The sequence below is a fragment of the Pseudomonas sp. Au-Pse12 genome (assembly GCF_021341665.1).
In the GTDB taxonomy this organism is placed as follows: domain Bacteria; phylum Pseudomonadota; class Gammaproteobacteria; order Pseudomonadales; family Pseudomonadaceae; genus Aquipseudomonas.
This window is the reverse complement of record NZ_JAJTTH010000003.1, coordinates 572,576-587,211: the sequence shown is the minus strand read 5'-3', so window position 1 is coordinate 587,211 and position 14,636 is coordinate 572,576. Positions and strand designations below refer to the sequence as shown.

15 protein-coding genes are annotated in these 14,636 nt (G+C 63.2%); 6 read left to right on the top strand and 9 right to left on the bottom strand.

The window, feature by feature from the left end; genetic code table 11:
- Positions 1 to 20: 20 nt before the first annotated feature.
- Positions 21 to 770 carry an enoyl-CoA hydratase-related protein gene (locus tag LXM55_RS11125; RefSeq protein ID WP_233320408.1) on the top strand — a complete coding sequence of 250 codons (750 nt, stop codon included), beginning with the start codon at positions 21 to 23 and terminating at the stop codon, positions 768 to 770.
- 82 nt (positions 771 to 852) lie between these two features.
- Here the strand turns inward: LXM55_RS11125 and pyk are convergent, their stop codons facing one another.
- Complete coding sequence (gene pyk / locus LXM55_RS11120; protein ID WP_233320407.1) at positions 853 to 2,304, bottom strand: pyruvate kinase; 1,452 nt, start codon at positions 2,302 to 2,304, stop codon at positions 853 to 855.
- A 157-nt stretch (positions 2,305 to 2,461) separates the two neighbouring features.
- Between pyk and LXM55_RS11115 the strand changes: the two genes are divergently transcribed.
- Positions 2,462 to 2,836: a tetratricopeptide repeat protein gene (locus LXM55_RS11115; protein WP_233320406.1), complete on the top strand. Its 375-nt coding sequence runs from the start codon at positions 2,462 to 2,464 to the stop codon at positions 2,834 to 2,836.
- Between the two features lie 218 nt (positions 2,837 to 3,054).
- Positions 3,055 to 3,414 (top strand): PilZ domain-containing protein, encoded by a 360-nt coding sequence (locus LXM55_RS11110; RefSeq protein ID WP_233320405.1) that lies wholly within the window; start codon positions 3,055 to 3,057, stop codon positions 3,412 to 3,414.
- A gap of 15 nt (positions 3,415 to 3,429) precedes the next feature.
- On the opposite strand, the gene LXM55_RS11105 is transcribed toward LXM55_RS11110, so the two are convergent.
- The 6 genes from LXM55_RS11105 to LXM55_RS11080 are packed head-to-tail and all read right to left on the bottom strand — an operon-like array spanning position 3,430 to position 10,196.
- Entirely contained in the window at positions 3,430 to 4,761 is a 1,332-nt protein-coding gene (locus LXM55_RS11105) for a DUF58 domain-containing protein (protein ID WP_233320404.1), read from the bottom strand.
- Positions 4,762 to 4,774: 13 nt separating this feature from the next.
- Positions 4,775 to 5,800, bottom strand: coding sequence for an AAA family ATPase (locus tag LXM55_RS11100; protein ID WP_233320403.1), 1,026 nt, complete (start codon positions 5,798 to 5,800; stop codon positions 4,775 to 4,777).
- Positions 5,797 to 6,960, bottom strand: a complete 1,164-nt coding sequence (locus LXM55_RS11095; protein ID WP_233320402.1) for a DUF4350 domain-containing protein — start codon at positions 6,958 to 6,960, stop codon at positions 5,797 to 5,799. The genes LXM55_RS11100 and LXM55_RS11095 overlap by 4 nt, the downstream gene beginning before the upstream one ends.
- Positions 6,957 to 8,507: a DUF4129 domain-containing protein gene (locus LXM55_RS11090; protein ID WP_233320401.1), complete on the bottom strand. Its 1,551-nt coding sequence runs from the start codon at positions 8,505 to 8,507 to the stop codon at positions 6,957 to 6,959. Before LXM55_RS11090 ends, LXM55_RS11095 begins: the two co-directional genes overlap by 4 nt.
- Complete coding sequence (locus LXM55_RS11085) at positions 8,494 to 9,474, bottom strand: stage II sporulation protein M (RefSeq protein ID WP_233320400.1); 981 nt, start codon at positions 9,472 to 9,474, stop codon at positions 8,494 to 8,496. Before LXM55_RS11085 ends, LXM55_RS11090 begins: the two co-directional genes overlap by 14 nt.
- Positions 9,471 to 10,196 (bottom strand): RDD family protein, encoded by a 726-nt coding sequence (locus LXM55_RS11080; protein ID WP_233320399.1) that lies wholly within the window; start codon positions 10,194 to 10,196, stop codon positions 9,471 to 9,473. The genes LXM55_RS11085 and LXM55_RS11080 overlap by 4 nt, the downstream gene beginning before the upstream one ends.
- A gap of 182 nt (positions 10,197 to 10,378) precedes the next feature.
- On the opposite strand from LXM55_RS11080, the gene sbcB reads away from it, so the two are divergent.
- Positions 10,379 to 11,806 carry an exodeoxyribonuclease I gene (gene sbcB, locus LXM55_RS11075; protein ID WP_233320398.1) on the top strand — a complete coding sequence of 476 codons (1,428 nt, stop codon included), beginning with the start codon at positions 10,379 to 10,381 and terminating at the stop codon, positions 11,804 to 11,806.
- 103 nt (positions 11,807 to 11,909) lie between these two features.
- On the opposite strand, the gene mvaT is transcribed toward sbcB, so the two are convergent.
- Positions 11,910 to 12,284, bottom strand: coding sequence for a histone-like nucleoid-structuring protein MvaT (mvaT, locus tag LXM55_RS11070; protein ID WP_011063041.1), 375 nt, complete (start codon positions 12,282 to 12,284; stop codon positions 11,910 to 11,912).
- Positions 12,285 to 12,630: 346 nt separating this feature from the next.
- Here mvaT and purU point away from each other — a divergent pair, with 346 nt between their 5' ends.
- Positions 12,631 to 13,479: a formyltetrahydrofolate deformylase gene (purU, locus tag LXM55_RS11065; RefSeq protein WP_011063040.1), complete on the top strand. Its 849-nt coding sequence runs from the start codon at positions 12,631 to 12,633 to the stop codon at positions 13,477 to 13,479.
- 68 nt (positions 13,480 to 13,547) lie between these two features.
- Entirely contained in the window at positions 13,548 to 13,715 is a 168-nt protein-coding gene (locus tag LXM55_RS11060; RefSeq protein ID WP_233320397.1) for a hypothetical protein, read from the top strand.
- 80 nt (positions 13,716 to 13,795) lie between these two features.
- Here LXM55_RS11060 and LXM55_RS32665 read toward each other — a convergent pair whose 3' ends face one another.
- Entirely contained in the window at positions 13,796 to 14,560 is a 765-nt protein-coding gene (locus tag LXM55_RS32665) for a methyl-accepting chemotaxis protein (protein WP_442799754.1), read from the bottom strand.
- Between the last annotated feature and the right edge of the window lie 76 nt (positions 14,561 to 14,636).

Sequence of the window (14,636 nt, the reverse complement as noted above, 5' to 3'; positions counted from 1 at the left end):
TCTTCCAGAGCGAGATCCTCATGACCGATGCCATCGAGCTGCAACGCGAGGGCGGGCTGCTGACCCTGCGCCTGAACCGTCCCGACAAGAAAAATGCCCTGACCCGTGCCATGTACAGCCGTCTGGCCGAGGCCCTGAGCGAGGCGGACGCCGACCCCGAGATCAACGCGGTGCTGATCTGCGGCAGCAGCGAATGCTTTACCGCCGGCAATGACATCGCCGACTTTCTCCAGCAACCGCCCCGGGATCTGGACAGCCCGGTGTTTCGCTTCATGCGCAGCCTTCTGGAGTGTCGCAAGCCGGTGGTGGCCGCGGTGGCCGGCCCGGCGGTGGGCATTGGCACGACCCTGCTGCTGCACTGCGACCTGGTCTATGTCAGCCGCGATGCGCGCCTGCGCATGCCGTTCGTTAACCTCGGGCTGTGTCCGGAGTTTGGTTCGAGCCTGATCCTGCCGCGCTTGCTCGGGCAGGCCAAGGCGGCGGAGTTGCTGCTGCTCGGCGACGGTTTCAGTGGTGAGCAGGCGGCCGCCTGGGGGATTGCCACGGCCGCCCTGGGGGATGGCGCGGCAACCTTGGCCAAGGCCCGCGAAGCGGCCTTGCGTTTCAGCCAGTTGGCACCAGAAGCGGTGCAGGTGAGCAAGCGCCTGATGAAGGCCCCGATCCGCGAGCAATTGCGCCAGGTCATTGAACAGGAGGGGGTGGAATTCACCCGTCGCCTGCAGTCGCCGGAAGCGATTGCCGCGCTGTCCGGGTTTCTCGCCAAGGGTTGAACGCTTCGACATCTGTTTCGTGCGGGCATGAAAAAGCCCCGGCGTTTCTGGCGCCGGGGCTTTTTGTTCAGCGGGCCTGGGTTCAGACCATCGGGTCGCCGACGTGCAGGATCTTCATGCCGTTGGTGCCGCCGGTGGTGTGGTAGCTGTCGCCCTTGGTGAGGATCACCCAGTCACCTTTCTCCACGACGCCGCGCTTGAGCAGCTCATCGATCGCGGCCTGGCTGACCTGCTCGGGCGGCAGGGAGGCAGGGTCGAACGGGATGGTGTAGACGCCACGGAACATCGCCGCGCGCGCCTGGGTTTCGCGGTGCGGGGAGTAGGCGTAGATCGGCACCGAGGAACGGATGCGCGACATGATCAGCGGGGTGTAGCCACTTTCGGTCAGGGCGATGATCGCCTTGACGCCGGGGAAGTGGTTGGCGGTGTACATGGCGGCCAGGGCGATGCTCTGGTCGCAGCTTTCGAACACCTTGCCCATGCGGTGGCTGGAGGTCTTGCTGGTCGGGTGCTTTTCCGCACCGACGCAGATCCGCGCCATGGCTTGTACCGCTTCCAGCGGGTAGGCACCGGCGGCGCTTTCCGCCGAGAGCATCACGGCGTCGGTGTAGTCGAGCACGGCGTTGGCCACATCGGACACTTCGGCACGGGTCGGCATCGGGTTCTGGATCATCGACTCCATCATCTGGGTCGCTACGATCACCGCCTTGTTGTGGCGACGAGCGTGCAGAATGATTTTCTTCTGGATGCCCACCAGCTCGGCGTCGCCGATTTCCACGCCCAGGTCGCCACGGGCTACCATCACTGCGTCACTGGCGTTGATCAGGCCGTCGAGGGTTTCGTCGTCGGCCACGGCTTCGGCGCGTTCGATCTTCGCCACCAGCCAGGCGGTGCCGCCGGATTCATCACGCAGCTTGCGCGCGTATTCCATGTCGGCGGCGTCACGCGGAAAGGAGACAGCCAGGTAGTCGACTTGCATTTCGGCCGCGAGCTTGATGTCGGCCTTGTCTTTTTCGGTCAGGGCCGGGGCGGTCAGGCCGCCGCCACGACGGTTGATGCCTTTGTGGTCGGACAGCGGGCCGCCGACGGTCACTACGCAGTGCAGCTCGGTGGCGGTGGCGGTTTCCACGCGCATGACCACACGGCCGTCGTCCAGCAGCAGTTCGTCATCGACGCCGCAATCCTTGACCAGGTCCGGGTAGTCGATGCCGACGATGTCCTGGGTGCCTTCGGTCAGCGGGTGGACCGTGGAGAAGGTGAACTTGTCACCGATCTTCAGTTCGATACGCTTGTTGGCGAATTTGGCGATACGGATCTTCGGGCCTTGCAGGTCACCGAGGATGGCCACGAAGCGGCCGTGCTTGGCTGCCAGGTCGCGGACCAGTTTGGCGCGAGCCTTGTGCTCGTCCGGAGTGCCGTGGGAGAAGTTCAGGCGGGCAACATCCAGGCCCGCGAGAATCAACTGTTCGAGAACTTCCGGCGAGTTACTGGCCGGGCCAAGGGTGGCAACGATTTTGGTACGACGAACGGACATGCACGGACTCCTGAGTTCAAGCGCAACGAGAGGCTACTATGCTCCGAAGTTGTAGTCATTGTTCGTTTGCACTACTTATTGCTTTGTTTGTTTACCGCAACAACCTTGAAGATTTTTGCCGATGAGTCGATACACTGCACAAGACAGGAGATACCTCATGCGATTCGTACTCATTGCTGCCCTGGCCGTCAGTGTTGTCGGCTGCACCCGCTGGTCCATGGATTACCATTTGAACAATGCCTACCGGGCCTATGACCGTGGCAACTGCGAGAGCGTGATGCTCGAGCTGAGCCAGGTCGACCGTGACAGCCGCGCCCGTCGTTACATCCAGCCGGAAGTCTCGATGCTGCGCGGGCAATGCCTGGAGCGTCAGAAGTTGTTCGTCGATGCCGTGCAGACTTACCAGTACATCATTACCCAGTACCCCAGCAGCGAGTACGCATTCCGTGCCCGCGCCCGGCTGGATACGCTGCAGCAGTTGGGACACTACCCGGCAAACGGCGCCGCTCAAGTTCGTCGCACTGCGTTGTAATGGAGTTTCACCAGGGGCGGTGTAATCGCCCCGTGAGCTTGAGCTAACATCTGCACAGGCTGTTCGAAAACTGTCCCGGCCTGGCTGGCGGCAGTGGCGTTGGAATCCTTCTGGCAATCTTCCTCGCGTATCGAATCCAGGAGAGCGGGCCGATCTCAGGGCCTGTTCCGAAGCACTAGTGCGGTCATGCTTAATGGCCTTTCATAGCGATACCCAGCATGTTCATGGAACCTCGGATCGAGCGGCACCAACTGCCGTCCTTTTTAAAAGTATTCAACCGTTTCACCGACAAGCCGGTCGGCTTCCTTGGCAATCTGTCGGCCGACGGGCTGATGCTGATCAGCCACTTGCCGATGCTGATCGGTGCGGATTTCGAATTACGGGTGAAAGCCGCTGGCGGTGACGGTCAGGTGCAGTTCATCGACTTCAGCGCTCACTGCCTGTGGTGCCATGAAGACCTCACGCCGCACCATTACGACAGCGGTTTCAGCCTGTTGCGGGCGGGTGCGGAGTGGGCCGAACTGGAGCAGACGTTGCGCCATTACTTCAGCTTTCATCCGTTGCAGACTTCGGCCTGACGGACAGGGCAGCCGCTACAGGCTGCCGGCTTTCTTCCAGCTCAGATAGCGACCGACCAACTCGGCCCCCAACTCTCCCGGACGGGCATCGAGCAGGGCGACGCCGTGGGCGCTCAGCCGCTCGTGCAGTTCGGCGCGACTGTTCAGGTAGTTCACCGTCGCACTGTAGGCCAGCGCCTCGGGCAGGGTCTGCACCGGGCTCTGGCGCAACTGGTCGAGCACTTCTTCGCGCAGGCTGGCCACCAGCACCCGATGCTGGCGGCCGATGCGCTTGACCGCGGTCAGCAGTTCCTCGTCGTCCTCGTCCCGCAGGTTGGTGACCAGCACCACCAGCGCCCGACGCTTCTGCCTGGCCAGCAGTTCGCTGGCGGCGGCCTGGTAGTCGGCAGGTCGCTGGCTGGTGTCCAGGTCGTAGACGCCATTGAGCAGCACGTTCAACTGAGCCGAGCCCTTGACCGGCGCCAGGTAGCGCGAGCGCTCCCCGGCAAAACTGTACAGGCCCACGGCATCGCCCTGGCGCAAGGCGACATAACTGAGCAGCAGGCAGGCATTGAGGGCGTGGTCGAAGTGCGCCAGTTCGCCGTCCTGGCTGCGCATGCGACGGCCGCAGTCGAGCATGAAGATGATCTGCTGGTCGCGTTCGTCCTGGTACTCGCGAACGATGGGCGTGCGCTGGCGGGCGGTGGCCTTCCAGTCGATCTGCCGCAGGCTGTCGCCCTCGCGAAACTCGCGCAGTTGATTGAACTCCAGGCCCAGGCCACGGCGTTGTCGCTGCCGCACGCCGAGTTGGCTGAGCCAGTTGTCCACCGCCAGCAATTGCGCGCCGTAGAGGCGGGCGAAGTCCGGGTAGACCCGGGTGCTGTCGTGCACCTTGATCAGGCGGCGGGCGCTCCACAGCCCCAAGGGGCTGGGCAGGTTGATTTCGCACTGGTCGAAAGTGAAGTGGCCACGCTGCAGCGGGCGCAGGTTGTAGCCGATCCGGCTGACCTGGCCCGGCTCCAGGCGAGTGGATTGCGGCAGGTGCTCGAAGCCCAGGCCCTGGGGCGGGTGGTCGAACAGTTGCACGTCCAGTGCTTGTCGGTAGCTGTGCTGGATCTGAAGTTGCACTTCGCTCCAGCGGCCCAGGGGCAGGCTGCCGGGGAGCTGGCGCTGGATGTGTGGCGAAGCCAGGCGGCGCAGGCGCAAGGCGTCCAGCAGCGCCAGCAGCAGTAACGCCAGCAGCAGGCCCCAGGCAATTGAATCCAGGCGCGGCAAGGCCTCGCTACCCAGGGCGCGGGCGGCACCGAGCAAGGTATAGAGGGCGGTCAGGGTGCCGAGCCAGATCAGCAGCAGACGGGTCGGTTTCATCGGCGTGGGCGGCTCACAGGCGCGGTGCCGGAACCTGCTCGAGCATCTGCTTGAGCACCTGTTCCACTGACAGGCCTTCGATATCCAGCTCCGGAGCAACCCGCACCCGGTGCCGCAGCACGGCCATCGCGCAGCCCTTGATGTCATCCGGAATCACGAATTCGCCGCCGCGCAGCAAGGCCCGGGCGCGCGCCCCACGCACCAGGGCAATCGACGCACGAGGGCCGGCGCCCAGGGTCAGGCCTGGCCAACTGCGGGTGGCCCGGGCCAGGCGCACGGCATAGTCGAGCACCTGTTCGTCCAGCGGCAATTCGCTGGCGATGCGCTGCAGGGCCAGCACGTCCTTGGCCTGCAGTACGGTGCGCAGGGGCTGCACGTCGAGCATGTCGGCGCGGGTCGAGCGTGCCACCTGGCGGACCATGTTCAGCTCTTCCTCGGCGTCCGGGTAATCCATGCGCAACTTGAGCATGAAGCGGTCCAGCTCGGCCTCGGGCAGTGGGTAGGTGCCTTCCTGTTCAATCGGGTTCTGGGTGGCCAGGACCATGAACGGCTGGGCGATCGGCAGTGCCCGACCCTCCAGGGTCACCTGGCGTTCCTGCATGGCTTCCAGCAGGGCGGCCTGGGTCTTGGCCGGGGCGCGGTTGATCTCGTCCGCCAGCAACAGGTTGGTGAACAGCGGGCCCTTGCGCAGCTTGAACTGCTCGGTCTGCAGGTCGTACACCGCGTGCCCGGTGACGTCGCTGGGCATCAGGTCCGGGGTGAACTGGATACGCGCGAACTCGCCGCCAAAGCAACGGGCCAGCGCCCGCACCAGCAGGGTCTTGCCCAGCCCGGGGACGCCTTCGAGCAGCACATGGCCGCCCGCGATCAGGGCGGTCAGCACATCATCGATGACCGCTTCCTGGCCGATCACCACCTTCTGCAGCTCCTGGCGCACCGCCTGGGCCAACTGGCTGGCCCGCTGGCGCTGTTGGGCGGCATGCACCTGAGGTTGCAGAGCCTCGGAAGATTCAATGGGTTCGACGGGTTGTTCGCTCATAGGGCATTCCTGAGAGTTTGCAGGTGGGCGACCTGGTGGCTGAAATCAACGCTGGAAAGGCGCTGCCCGGACAAGGGTTGCAGGGCCTGTCGAACCGCGCTGACAGGTTGTTGGCTGAGCAGGGCCAGCACTTCCCACTGGGCTTCGGTCGGCAATTGCTCGAAGCCCGGATGGCGGCGGCGCGCCCGGCGCCGGATGTCCAGTTGCAAGGCCTGCAGCAGCGGGCCCTGGCCGGCATGGCGCAACAGGAAGTCGGCGCTGGCCCGCAGGTGTTCACGCAACTGGCGCCGGGCCTTGGGCGCCGGTGCCTGCAGCGGCCCGTGGCGCACGCTGGCTTGCCATAACCACAGGGCGAGCAGCAGGGCCAGGGCCACCAGGGCCTGGGGGAAATGCCGCCAGAGCAATTGCCAGAGGTCAGGGTGGTCGGTATTGAACAGCAGGGTCACGGCGGTATCGGTATTCAGGTACCACAGCAGCCAGGCATTGTCGTACAGGCCGATGGCCGGGGCTTTCCAGATATCGGCGTCGGTGAGCACGATGACCGTGCCCTTGCCATATTCAAGCTGGATCATGTGGGTGGCGACGCCGCTGTCGGCCCAGGACTGCGCCAGGCTCTGCGGGTCGTCCAGGTGGAAGTCCGTGTCGAAGCCGATGTAGGCCGGGGCCTGTTCGCCATCCAGGTAGACCTTGGTCAGCTTCGGATACGCGTCATCGGCTTCCGGCTCCGGTGGCTCCTCCAGGTCCTGGCTGAGCTGCTGGTGGATCTGCACCCGGTCCAGCAACAGGTCGCCACTCTTCTGGCTGTCTTCGTCCCACAGGGCCTCGGCGACGAAAAGCAGGCGGCCGCCGGCGCGGGCCCAGTCCAGGACCTGCTCGACCTGGGGCGGGCTCATGTTCGAGCGTTCCCCCAGCAGCAACAGGCTGTTGCCGGCCGGGGGCAGGCTCGCCAGTACGTCCAGGCCATTGGCGTGCTGCACCTTGAGGCCGCGCTCACGCAGGAACATCTCGGCCGCCAGGTAGGGGTTGGCCTGGGCTTCGGGGGAGGGGCCGTGGTCGACCACTTCCTGGTAGGGCGTGGCCTGGGTATACAGGTAGTAGCCGCTGGCCCCGAGTACCAGGGCCAGGAGCAGGATCAGGCTGCCCCACAGATAGCGCTTCATGCTGCTGCTCCCGGGCCGAACAGGCGACGCCAGGCGTCGCATAGCAGGGGTTGCAGCTCGCTGCCGGGGACCTGGTGACCGTACGCCATGTTCTGCCAGTGGTGGGTCAGGTCAATGCTGAAGGCCTCCAGTTGTGGCTGCTGCAGGTCCTTGATCCGCTCCAGTACCTGGCCTTCGGTATCGGCCACGCTCAGGGGCAGGTGGAAGTCTTCCAGCAAGCGGCTGAGCAGCGCCCGGTACAGCAGCCCCAGGGCTTCCCGGGGCTGGCTGGCCCAGAGTTCGGCGGCGCGGGCGGCGACATCGGCGGGCAGGGTTTCGCTGCTGACTTGCAGCCCGAACAACTGCTGGGGCATGGCTGCGGGGCGTTTCTTGCGCGGCCGCGGACGGCGGCTGACGAAGGCCTGCAGCCAATCGCGGTAACGCCAGATCAGCCAGCCCAGGCCCGCCAGCAGCAGGCCCCAGAGAAGAATCTCCAGGCCCTTGGCCACACCGCCAAAACTGTTCTTGCCCAAGCTTTCCAGCAGGTTCTTGAGCCAGCCTGGCGGCTTGCCCTTGGCGTCCTTTTTCGGGGGCTGTTCATCGCCGAAGCGATAGCGGGTGACCGACTCCTGATTCTTGAACGGCGGCTTGTCGAGGATGCCCTGGATGCTATCGCGGGAGGCTTTGCTGGTCAGCGGTTGGTGCAGCAGGCGCGGCGTCTCCGGGCCGGCTGCGGAGCTGCTCGGCGGGGCCGCCCAGAGCGATTGGGGGGCAGTCAGAAACAGCAGGCCGGCCAGCAGGAGCAGGGCGCTGACACTGCTCAGGCGCTGACGCAGGCGGCGGAACACCAGTTCGATGTCCCAGGCTTCCAGCTCGGTGCGCCGGTTCAGGTACAGGCTGAAGCCGCAGGCCACGTAGATCGGTTCCCAGAGCACCAGGACCAGGGCGTAGAAGGTGTTGGTCAGGTGCTCCAGCCACAGCCAGTCCTGCTGGGCGGCGATCACCAGGCTCTGCCAGTTCCAGTCCATTTCTACCTGCTGTGGCAGCAGCAGGTAGAACAGCACCATCAGGCCGATCCACAAGGCGCCTTCCAGGTGCATGCCGATCAGGGTCAGCCAGCGCGCGGCGCCGGCATTTTTCTGCAGCAGCACCGCCAGGCGTTGTTGCCGGGCATCGCCGCTCAGGCCTTCGAGTTGCACCACCGGCAGGATGAAGCTGCGGCTCAGGCTGAAGCGACGCCAGGTCAGGCTGGCCAACAACTGTGGCTTGAGCAGGCGTGGCCATTGTTTCAGGGCCTGCCCGAGGCTGGGGGTCTCGCCGAACAGGGCCTTGGAGAGGATGAACAGCGGCAGGCGTTCGAAGGCCGGTTTCAGCCACCAGAACAGCAGCACCGCGAGTGACGGCGACTCCCAGAGCAGCAGGCTCAACAGGGCGAATATCGGCAAACTGACAATCGCCCAGCTGGTCATCAACAGGCGTCGATGGCGCTGGCTCAGGAGCACGCCCAGGTCCATGGCTTCCCAGGCTGTGCGGGGGCGGATCACCACGCTGGCGTCACTCAGGCGCATGGGGTTCTCGTCCGGCCAGGGTCAGGTAGGCCGCCACCAGGCCCCAGAGGGCAGTGCCGACGCTGTATTTGACCCAGGGGGCGGGCCAGGTCATGGAGGACCAGTAGGCTTCGACAAAAGCCGCGATCAGCAAGAACATGATCACCCCGTAGATCAGTTGCACGCTGACCTTCGCGGCCTGCAACAGTGCCTCGCCGCGGGTCAGGCGCCCAGGAGCGATCAGCGCCCAGCCAAGCTTCAGCCCGGCGGCGCCGGACAGGGCGATGGCGCTGAGTTCAAAGGCGCCGTGGCCGATCACGAAGGGCCAGAAGGTCTGGCCGAAACCGATCTGGGTCAGGTGGCCGGCGATGGCGCCGATCATCAAGCCGTTGAACAACAGGAAGAACACACTGCCCAGGCCGAACAGCAGGCCGCTGGCAAAGGTCTGAAAGGCGATCCCGATGTTGTGCATGATGTAGTAGCCGAACATCACCCAGTCTTCGCTCGAGGCCCGTTCGGCGGCTCGTCCAAGACGCCCGGCGGTCGGGTCGTACATGCCTTGCATTTCGCTGACTTGCTGCTGGCTGACCAGGCTGTAGATCAGGTTGGGGAACAGGTACACCAGCACCCCGATCGCCAGCAGGCTGCCGAAGAACAGCAAGCTGGCCAGCAGCACCAGGCGCCATTCCTGGCGCACCAGACGCGGGAAACCGGCCAGCACGAAACTCAGGACATTGGCCCCGAAGGCGCTGCGTTGGCGGTACAGCTGCTGGTGGCCACGCAAGGCCAGCTGTTGCAGCGGGTCGACCAGGTAGCTGCTGTAGCCACGTTCCTCGGCCAAGGCCAGGTGCTGGCACAGGCGCCGGTAGTCCTGGACGAAACTCTGGCATTCCTCGGCTTTGGCCCGGCCATGCTCCAGGCGTTCGAGCAGTTGCTCGAACTGCTGCCATTGCGCCTGGTGGCGGTTCTCGAAATGGATTTGTTTCATGTCGTTCCCAGAAAACCGCGGGCAATGCCATTGAGTTCGGCCGTAGCCTGGGCGCTGGGTACATGCAGTGGCTGCGCAAGAATGGCCGCCAGTTCCCGGGTGCGCTCGGCCGACAGCTGGCCCTGGCGTTCGGCAAAGCCAAGGATTGCCCGTTGTTCATTCAGGCTCAGGGCGAAGGGCGCGGTGCGTGGCACTGCTGGCGGCAGCTCGGGGCGCTTGATTGCCTGCTCGCGGTATATCACCAGGGTGCCGGCCGCTAGGTCGCCTAGGCGTTTGAAGGTCGGGTGCTGCAGGCAACTGATGGCGCCCAGGAAATAGCCGAAGGGCAGCATGTCGACGAAACGCAGCAGGTTGCGGGTCAGGGAGGCGCTCCAGCCAATCGGGGTGCCGTCGTCCTGGACCACGCGCAACCCCATCAGGTGCTTGCCGGGGGAGCGGCCCTGGTTCAACACCTCGAACAGCACCATGTACCACCAGCTGACGAGAAACAGCAGGATGGAGCCGAGGCCGACGCCGACCTCGTCGAAAAAGCCCAGGATGATGAACAGCAGGCCCAGTACCAGCCCGCGGATGCCCAGGTCGAGGCTGAACGCCAGGGTGCGTACCAGTAACCCCGCAGGCCGCAGTGGCAAGTCGATGCCCTCGGGGGTTTCGACCTGGTAGCGCGTGTCCAGTGGCGGGTGCAGCGATGCATTCCTTGGCGTGGCTGTCGTCTCAAGCATGGGTAACTTGTCGGCTTGCTCTGGTAAAAAATCCAGCGCCGATGCTAGCAGTGTCTGAGGGTGAAACGACATCATTAACTACGAATTCAGCATGGCCAATGACCGCGCCCAGGTTCGTGCGGCTGGCCCTGACGGCGCTTGAGCGCCTAGACTGCGGCGGTCTTTCAGTTCAGGAACAGGCCGTGACTTCCCTCTTTTGGTACGACTACGAAACCACCGGCATCAATCCGCGTTGTGATCGCCCGTTGCAAGTGGCCGGTATTCGCACCGACCTGGCACTCAACGAGATCGACGCGCCGGTCAACCTCTACTGCCAGCCCAGCGACGATATCCTGCCGCACCCGGCGGCTTGCATGATCACAGGCATCACCCCCGGCCGCCTGGCCGAGCAAGGCCTGAGCGAGGCGGAGTTCATGACCCGGGTGCACGGGCAACTGGCACGTCCGGGGACCTGTGGGGTCGGTTACAACACCTTGCGTTTCGATGATGAGATGACCCGCTACAGCCTCTATCGCAACTTCTTTGATCCCTATGCCCGAGAGTGGCAGGGCGGCAACAGCCGCTGGGACCTGATCGATGTGGTGCGCACGGCCTATGCGCTGCGCCCACAGGGCATCGTCTGGCCTGAAGAGCAGGGGCAGGTGACCCTCAAGCTGGAGCGGCTGACCGCGGCCAACGGCATTGATCATGGCCAGGCTCACGATGCGCTGTCCGACGTCCGCGCGACCATCGCGCTGGCGCGGTTGATCCGCGACCGGCAGCCCAAGCTGTATGACTGGTTGTTCCAGCTGCGCAGCAAGCAGCGAGTGATGGACCAGATCCGCCTGTTGCAACCGATGGTGCACATCTCCGGACGTTTTTCCGCGGCGCGTCACTACGTCGGTGTGGTCTTGCCCCTGGCCTGGCATCCGCGCAATCGCAATGCCCTGATTGTCTGCGATTTGCACCTGGACCCCCAGGGACTACTGGACCTGGACGCGCAAAGTTTGCGTCAGCGGTTGTACACCCGCCGGGAAGATTTGCACGAAGACGAGTTGCCGGTGCCGTTGAAACTCATCCATATCAATCGCTGCCCGGTAGTGGCGCCATTGACTGTTCTGCGCAGCGAAGATCAACAGCGGCTGCACTTGGATATGCCGCTATATCAGCAGCGGGCGTTGGCTTTGAGCGAGGCTCAGGAAGTTTGGCGGGATAAACTTTCGCTGATTTATGGCCCGGATGAATTCGCCGCGAGCGATGATCCGGAGCAGCAGTTGTACGACGGCTTTATTGGTGACCGTGATCGGCGTTTGTGTGAGCAAGTGCGTGAGGCTGATCCATTGCACTTGGCGCAGCAACAATGGCCATTCGATGATGAGCGCTTGCCCGAATTACTCTTTCGCTACCGCGCTCGCAACTTTCCGGAAACATTGAACAGCACCGAGCAAGAGCGTTGGCTGGGTTTTTGTCAGCAGCGTTTGCTTGATCCGCAACTCGGCGCGCCCAATACCCTGGAAAGTTTCCGCCAAGGGCTGGAGCAGTCCTTGTTAAATGCCGACCCGATGCAGCGTCAGGTTCTGCATCAATGGCAGGAATATGTGCAGGCCCTGACTCGCCGTCTGGCTCTGTGAGCCTCGCCCCTGGTCCTTGAGCAGGTTGCCAGGGCATAAAAAAACGCCAGCATGCTGGCGTTTTTTCTACTGGGCGGCAAAGCCCGGGCGCTCAACGGGGGTATTAGCCCAGCAGGGTTGCCCAGCCTTCAACTACATCGCCGCCCCACTTGGCTTTCCACTCTTTCAGAGTTTTGTGGTTGCCACCTTTGGTTTCGATGACTTCGCCGTTGTGCGGGTTCTTGTACTGTTTAACTTTACGGGCGCGCTTGGTGCCGGTGGTTTTAACCGCGGCGCGAGGTGCTTTAACTTTCGAGTCCGGATCCAGCAGCGCGATGATGTCGCGCAGGGACTTGGAGTACTCGCCCATCAGGCTGCGCAGTTTGCCTTCGAACTCCAGCTCGGCTTTCAGTTTGTCGTCTTGGGACAGGTTCTTCAAACGCGCTTGCAGTTCTTTGATGGCTTCTTCAGTGGCACGGTATTCGTTGATCAGGGACATGAGGACTACCTTATTGAGCGCTGAGTGGCTGGGTGACAGTGTCGCAATAATAGTCAGGGAGTTTGAGCAAGTAAACATAATAACGCTGCTTTATTCGTCTCTCTTAGTGTGTTTAGGCGTAAAAGTCATTTCGCTATTTAATAGGCTGATGCATTCCGGCGGGTTATTCGCAAACTAGTTAAGCGCTATTTGCAAATGTCGTTGCGGGGCCGGGAGTAGCACTCGATAAGCCGGGCGCAAGGGGCTCTTGGCGATCTAATCAAGGCGCGGGATGCAATGAATACTGCAGTTTTGTCGCGCAATGGCTAGAATGGCGACCTTTGCGAAGTTCTGGAGTTTCCCCCTCATGCGCACCTTTCGGTTGGTGATTTCTTGCCCTGACCGCGTTGGCATCGTTGCCAAAGTCAGTAACTTTCTAGCCTCCCACAATGGTTGGATCACCGAAGCGAGCCACCACTCGGACAACCTCAGTGGCTGGTTTTTCATGCGCCACGAGATTCGTGCCGATTCGCTGCCCTTTGGTCTGGAGGCCTTTCGCGAGGCGTTTGCGCCGATTGCCGAAGAGTTCTCGATGGATTGGCGTATCACCGACACCGCCGAGAAAAAGCGCGTGGTGCTGATGGCCAGCCGTGAATCCCATTGTCTGGCGGACCTGCTGCACCGCTGGCACAGCGATGAGCTGGATTGCCAGATCGCCTGCGTGATTTCCAACCATGACGACCTGCGCAGCATGGTCGAGTGGCACGGCATTCCTTATTACCACGTGCCGGTCAACCCGCAGGACAAGGAACCGGCCTTTGCCGAGGTGTCGCGTCTGGTCAAGCAGCACGACGCAGAAGTGGTGGTGCTGGCGCGTTACATGCAGATCTTGCCGCCGGAGCTGTGCAGCGAGTACGCGCACAAGGTGATCAACATCCACCACAGCTTCCTGCCGTCCTTCGTCGGTGCCAAGCCTTACCACCAGGCCTCGCTGCGCGGTGTGAAGCTGATCGGCGCGACTTGCCACTACGTCACCGAGGAGCTGGACGCGGGTCCGATCATCGAGCAGGACGTGGTCCGGGTCAGCCACAGCGACAGCATCGAGGACATGGTGCGGTTTGGCCGTGACGTGGAAAAAATGGTGCTGGCCCGTGGCTTGCGCTACCACCTGGAAGACCGCGTGCTGGTGCACGGCAACAAGACCGTGGTGTTCTGATTGAAAGAAAACCAGGAGCGCAGGTTCAATGCCCCGGTCCTGGTTTTGCCCATCATGAGGTCAGCCCGATGACCGATCCGCTGGATAAAGCCACTTCCAAGGCCCCCGCCACGCTCGGCGAAGGTTGCTTGAGCCGCTACGACCCCGATGAGCTGGATGCCGAACACGGCACCGAGTTTCCCGGTGCCGAGCAATTGTGGGAGCAGTTGCAGCAGGAGCCGCCGCAACCGCAGTGAGTGGTGCGCCGGCAATGGTTGGCAATCGGCTCCCTGGGCGGGAGCCGGTTCACCGGCGAAAGGGCCTTGAGGGCCCCTCATCAAATCCTGAAACTGCCCACCAGGTGCTTCAAGCGCGCTGCCTGTTGCTCCAGATCGGAGCAGGCGCGCAGGGTTGCCTGGAGGTTTTCTACGCCTTCCTGGTTCAGCGTATTGATCTCGGTAATGTCCATGTTGATGGACTCCACCACCGAGGTCTGTTCCTCGGTCGCGGTGGCCACCGACTGGTTCATGCCATCGATCTCGCCAATGCGCTGGGTCACGCTGTTCAGCCGTTCTCCGGCCTGGTTGGCGATCTCAACACTGTCCTGGCTATGGCGCTGGCTGTTGCTCATGGTGCTCACCGATTCGCGAGCGCCCACTTGCAACTCCTCGATCATGCCCTGCACCTGCTGCGCCGACTCTTGGGTACGGTGCGCCAGGTTGCGGACTTCATCGGCAACCACGGCAAAACCGCGTCCTGCCTCACCGGCCCGGGCGGCTTCGATGGCCGCGTTGAGGGCCAGCAGGTTGGTCTGCTGGGAAATGCTGGTGATGACTTCGAGAATCTGCCCGATGTTCACGGTCTTGCTGTTGAGGGTCTCGATGTTGCTGCTGGAGGCGCTGATCATGTCCGACAGCTGGTTCATCGCCTGGATGCTGCGATCCACCACTTGCTGGCCGTCTTCGGCGAGGTTGCGTGCGTCGCTGGCTTGCTGCGAGGCCTGGGCGGCATTGCGGGCGATTTCCTGGGCGGCGGCCCCCAGCTGATTGATCGCTGCGGCCACGCTGTTGGTGCGGCTGGCCTGTTCGTCGGAGTTGAGCATCGACGAGTTGGAGGCGCTGACTACCCGCAGGGCAACCTCGTTGACGTGCTCGGTGGCCGATGACACTTCGCGGATC

Excerpts from the sequence above, each read along its gene's own strand:
- LXM55_RS11125 (WP_233320408.1), top strand. The coding sequence starts at position 21 with ATGACCGATGCCATCGAGCTGCAACGCGAGGGCGGGCTGCTGACCCTG.
- pyk (WP_233320407.1), bottom strand. The coding sequence starts at position 2,304 with ATGTCCGTTCGTCGTACCAAAATCGTTGCCACCCTTGGCCCGGCCAGT.
- LXM55_RS11115 (WP_233320406.1), top strand. The coding sequence starts at position 2,462 with ATGCGATTCGTACTCATTGCTGCCCTGGCCGTCAGTGTTGTCGGCTGC.
- LXM55_RS11110 (WP_233320405.1), top strand. The coding sequence starts at position 3,055 with ATGTTCATGGAACCTCGGATCGAGCGGCACCAACTGCCGTCCTTTTTA.
- LXM55_RS11105 (WP_233320404.1), bottom strand. The coding sequence starts at position 4,761 with ATGAAACCGACCCGTCTGCTGCTGATCTGGCTCGGCACCCTGACCGCC.
- LXM55_RS11100 (WP_233320403.1), bottom strand. The coding sequence starts at position 5,800 with ATGAGCGAACAACCCGTCGAACCCATTGAATCTTCCGAGGCTCTGCAA.
- LXM55_RS11095 (WP_233320402.1), bottom strand. The coding sequence starts at position 6,960 with ATGAAGCGCTATCTGTGGGGCAGCCTGATCCTGCTCCTGGCCCTGGTA.
- LXM55_RS11090 (WP_233320401.1), bottom strand. The coding sequence starts at position 8,507 with ATGCGCCTGAGTGACGCCAGCGTGGTGATCCGCCCCCGCACAGCCTGG.
- LXM55_RS11085 (WP_233320400.1), bottom strand. The coding sequence starts at position 9,474 with ATGAAACAAATCCATTTCGAGAACCGCCACCAGGCGCAATGGCAGCAG.
- LXM55_RS11080 (WP_233320399.1), bottom strand. The coding sequence starts at position 10,196 with ATGCTTGAGACGACAGCCACGCCAAGGAATGCATCGCTGCACCCGCCA.
- mvaT (WP_011063041.1), bottom strand. The coding sequence starts at position 12,284 with ATGTCCCTGATCAACGAATACCGTGCCACTGAAGAAGCCATCAAAGAA.
- purU (WP_011063040.1), top strand. The coding sequence starts at position 12,631 with ATGCGCACCTTTCGGTTGGTGATTTCTTGCCCTGACCGCGTTGGCATC.
- LXM55_RS11060 (WP_233320397.1), top strand. The coding sequence starts at position 13,548 with ATGACCGATCCGCTGGATAAAGCCACTTCCAAGGCCCCCGCCACGCTC.
- LXM55_RS32665 (WP_442799754.1), bottom strand. The coding sequence starts at position 14,560 with ATGCTCAACTCCGACGAACAGGCCAGCCGCACCAACAGCGTGGCCGCA.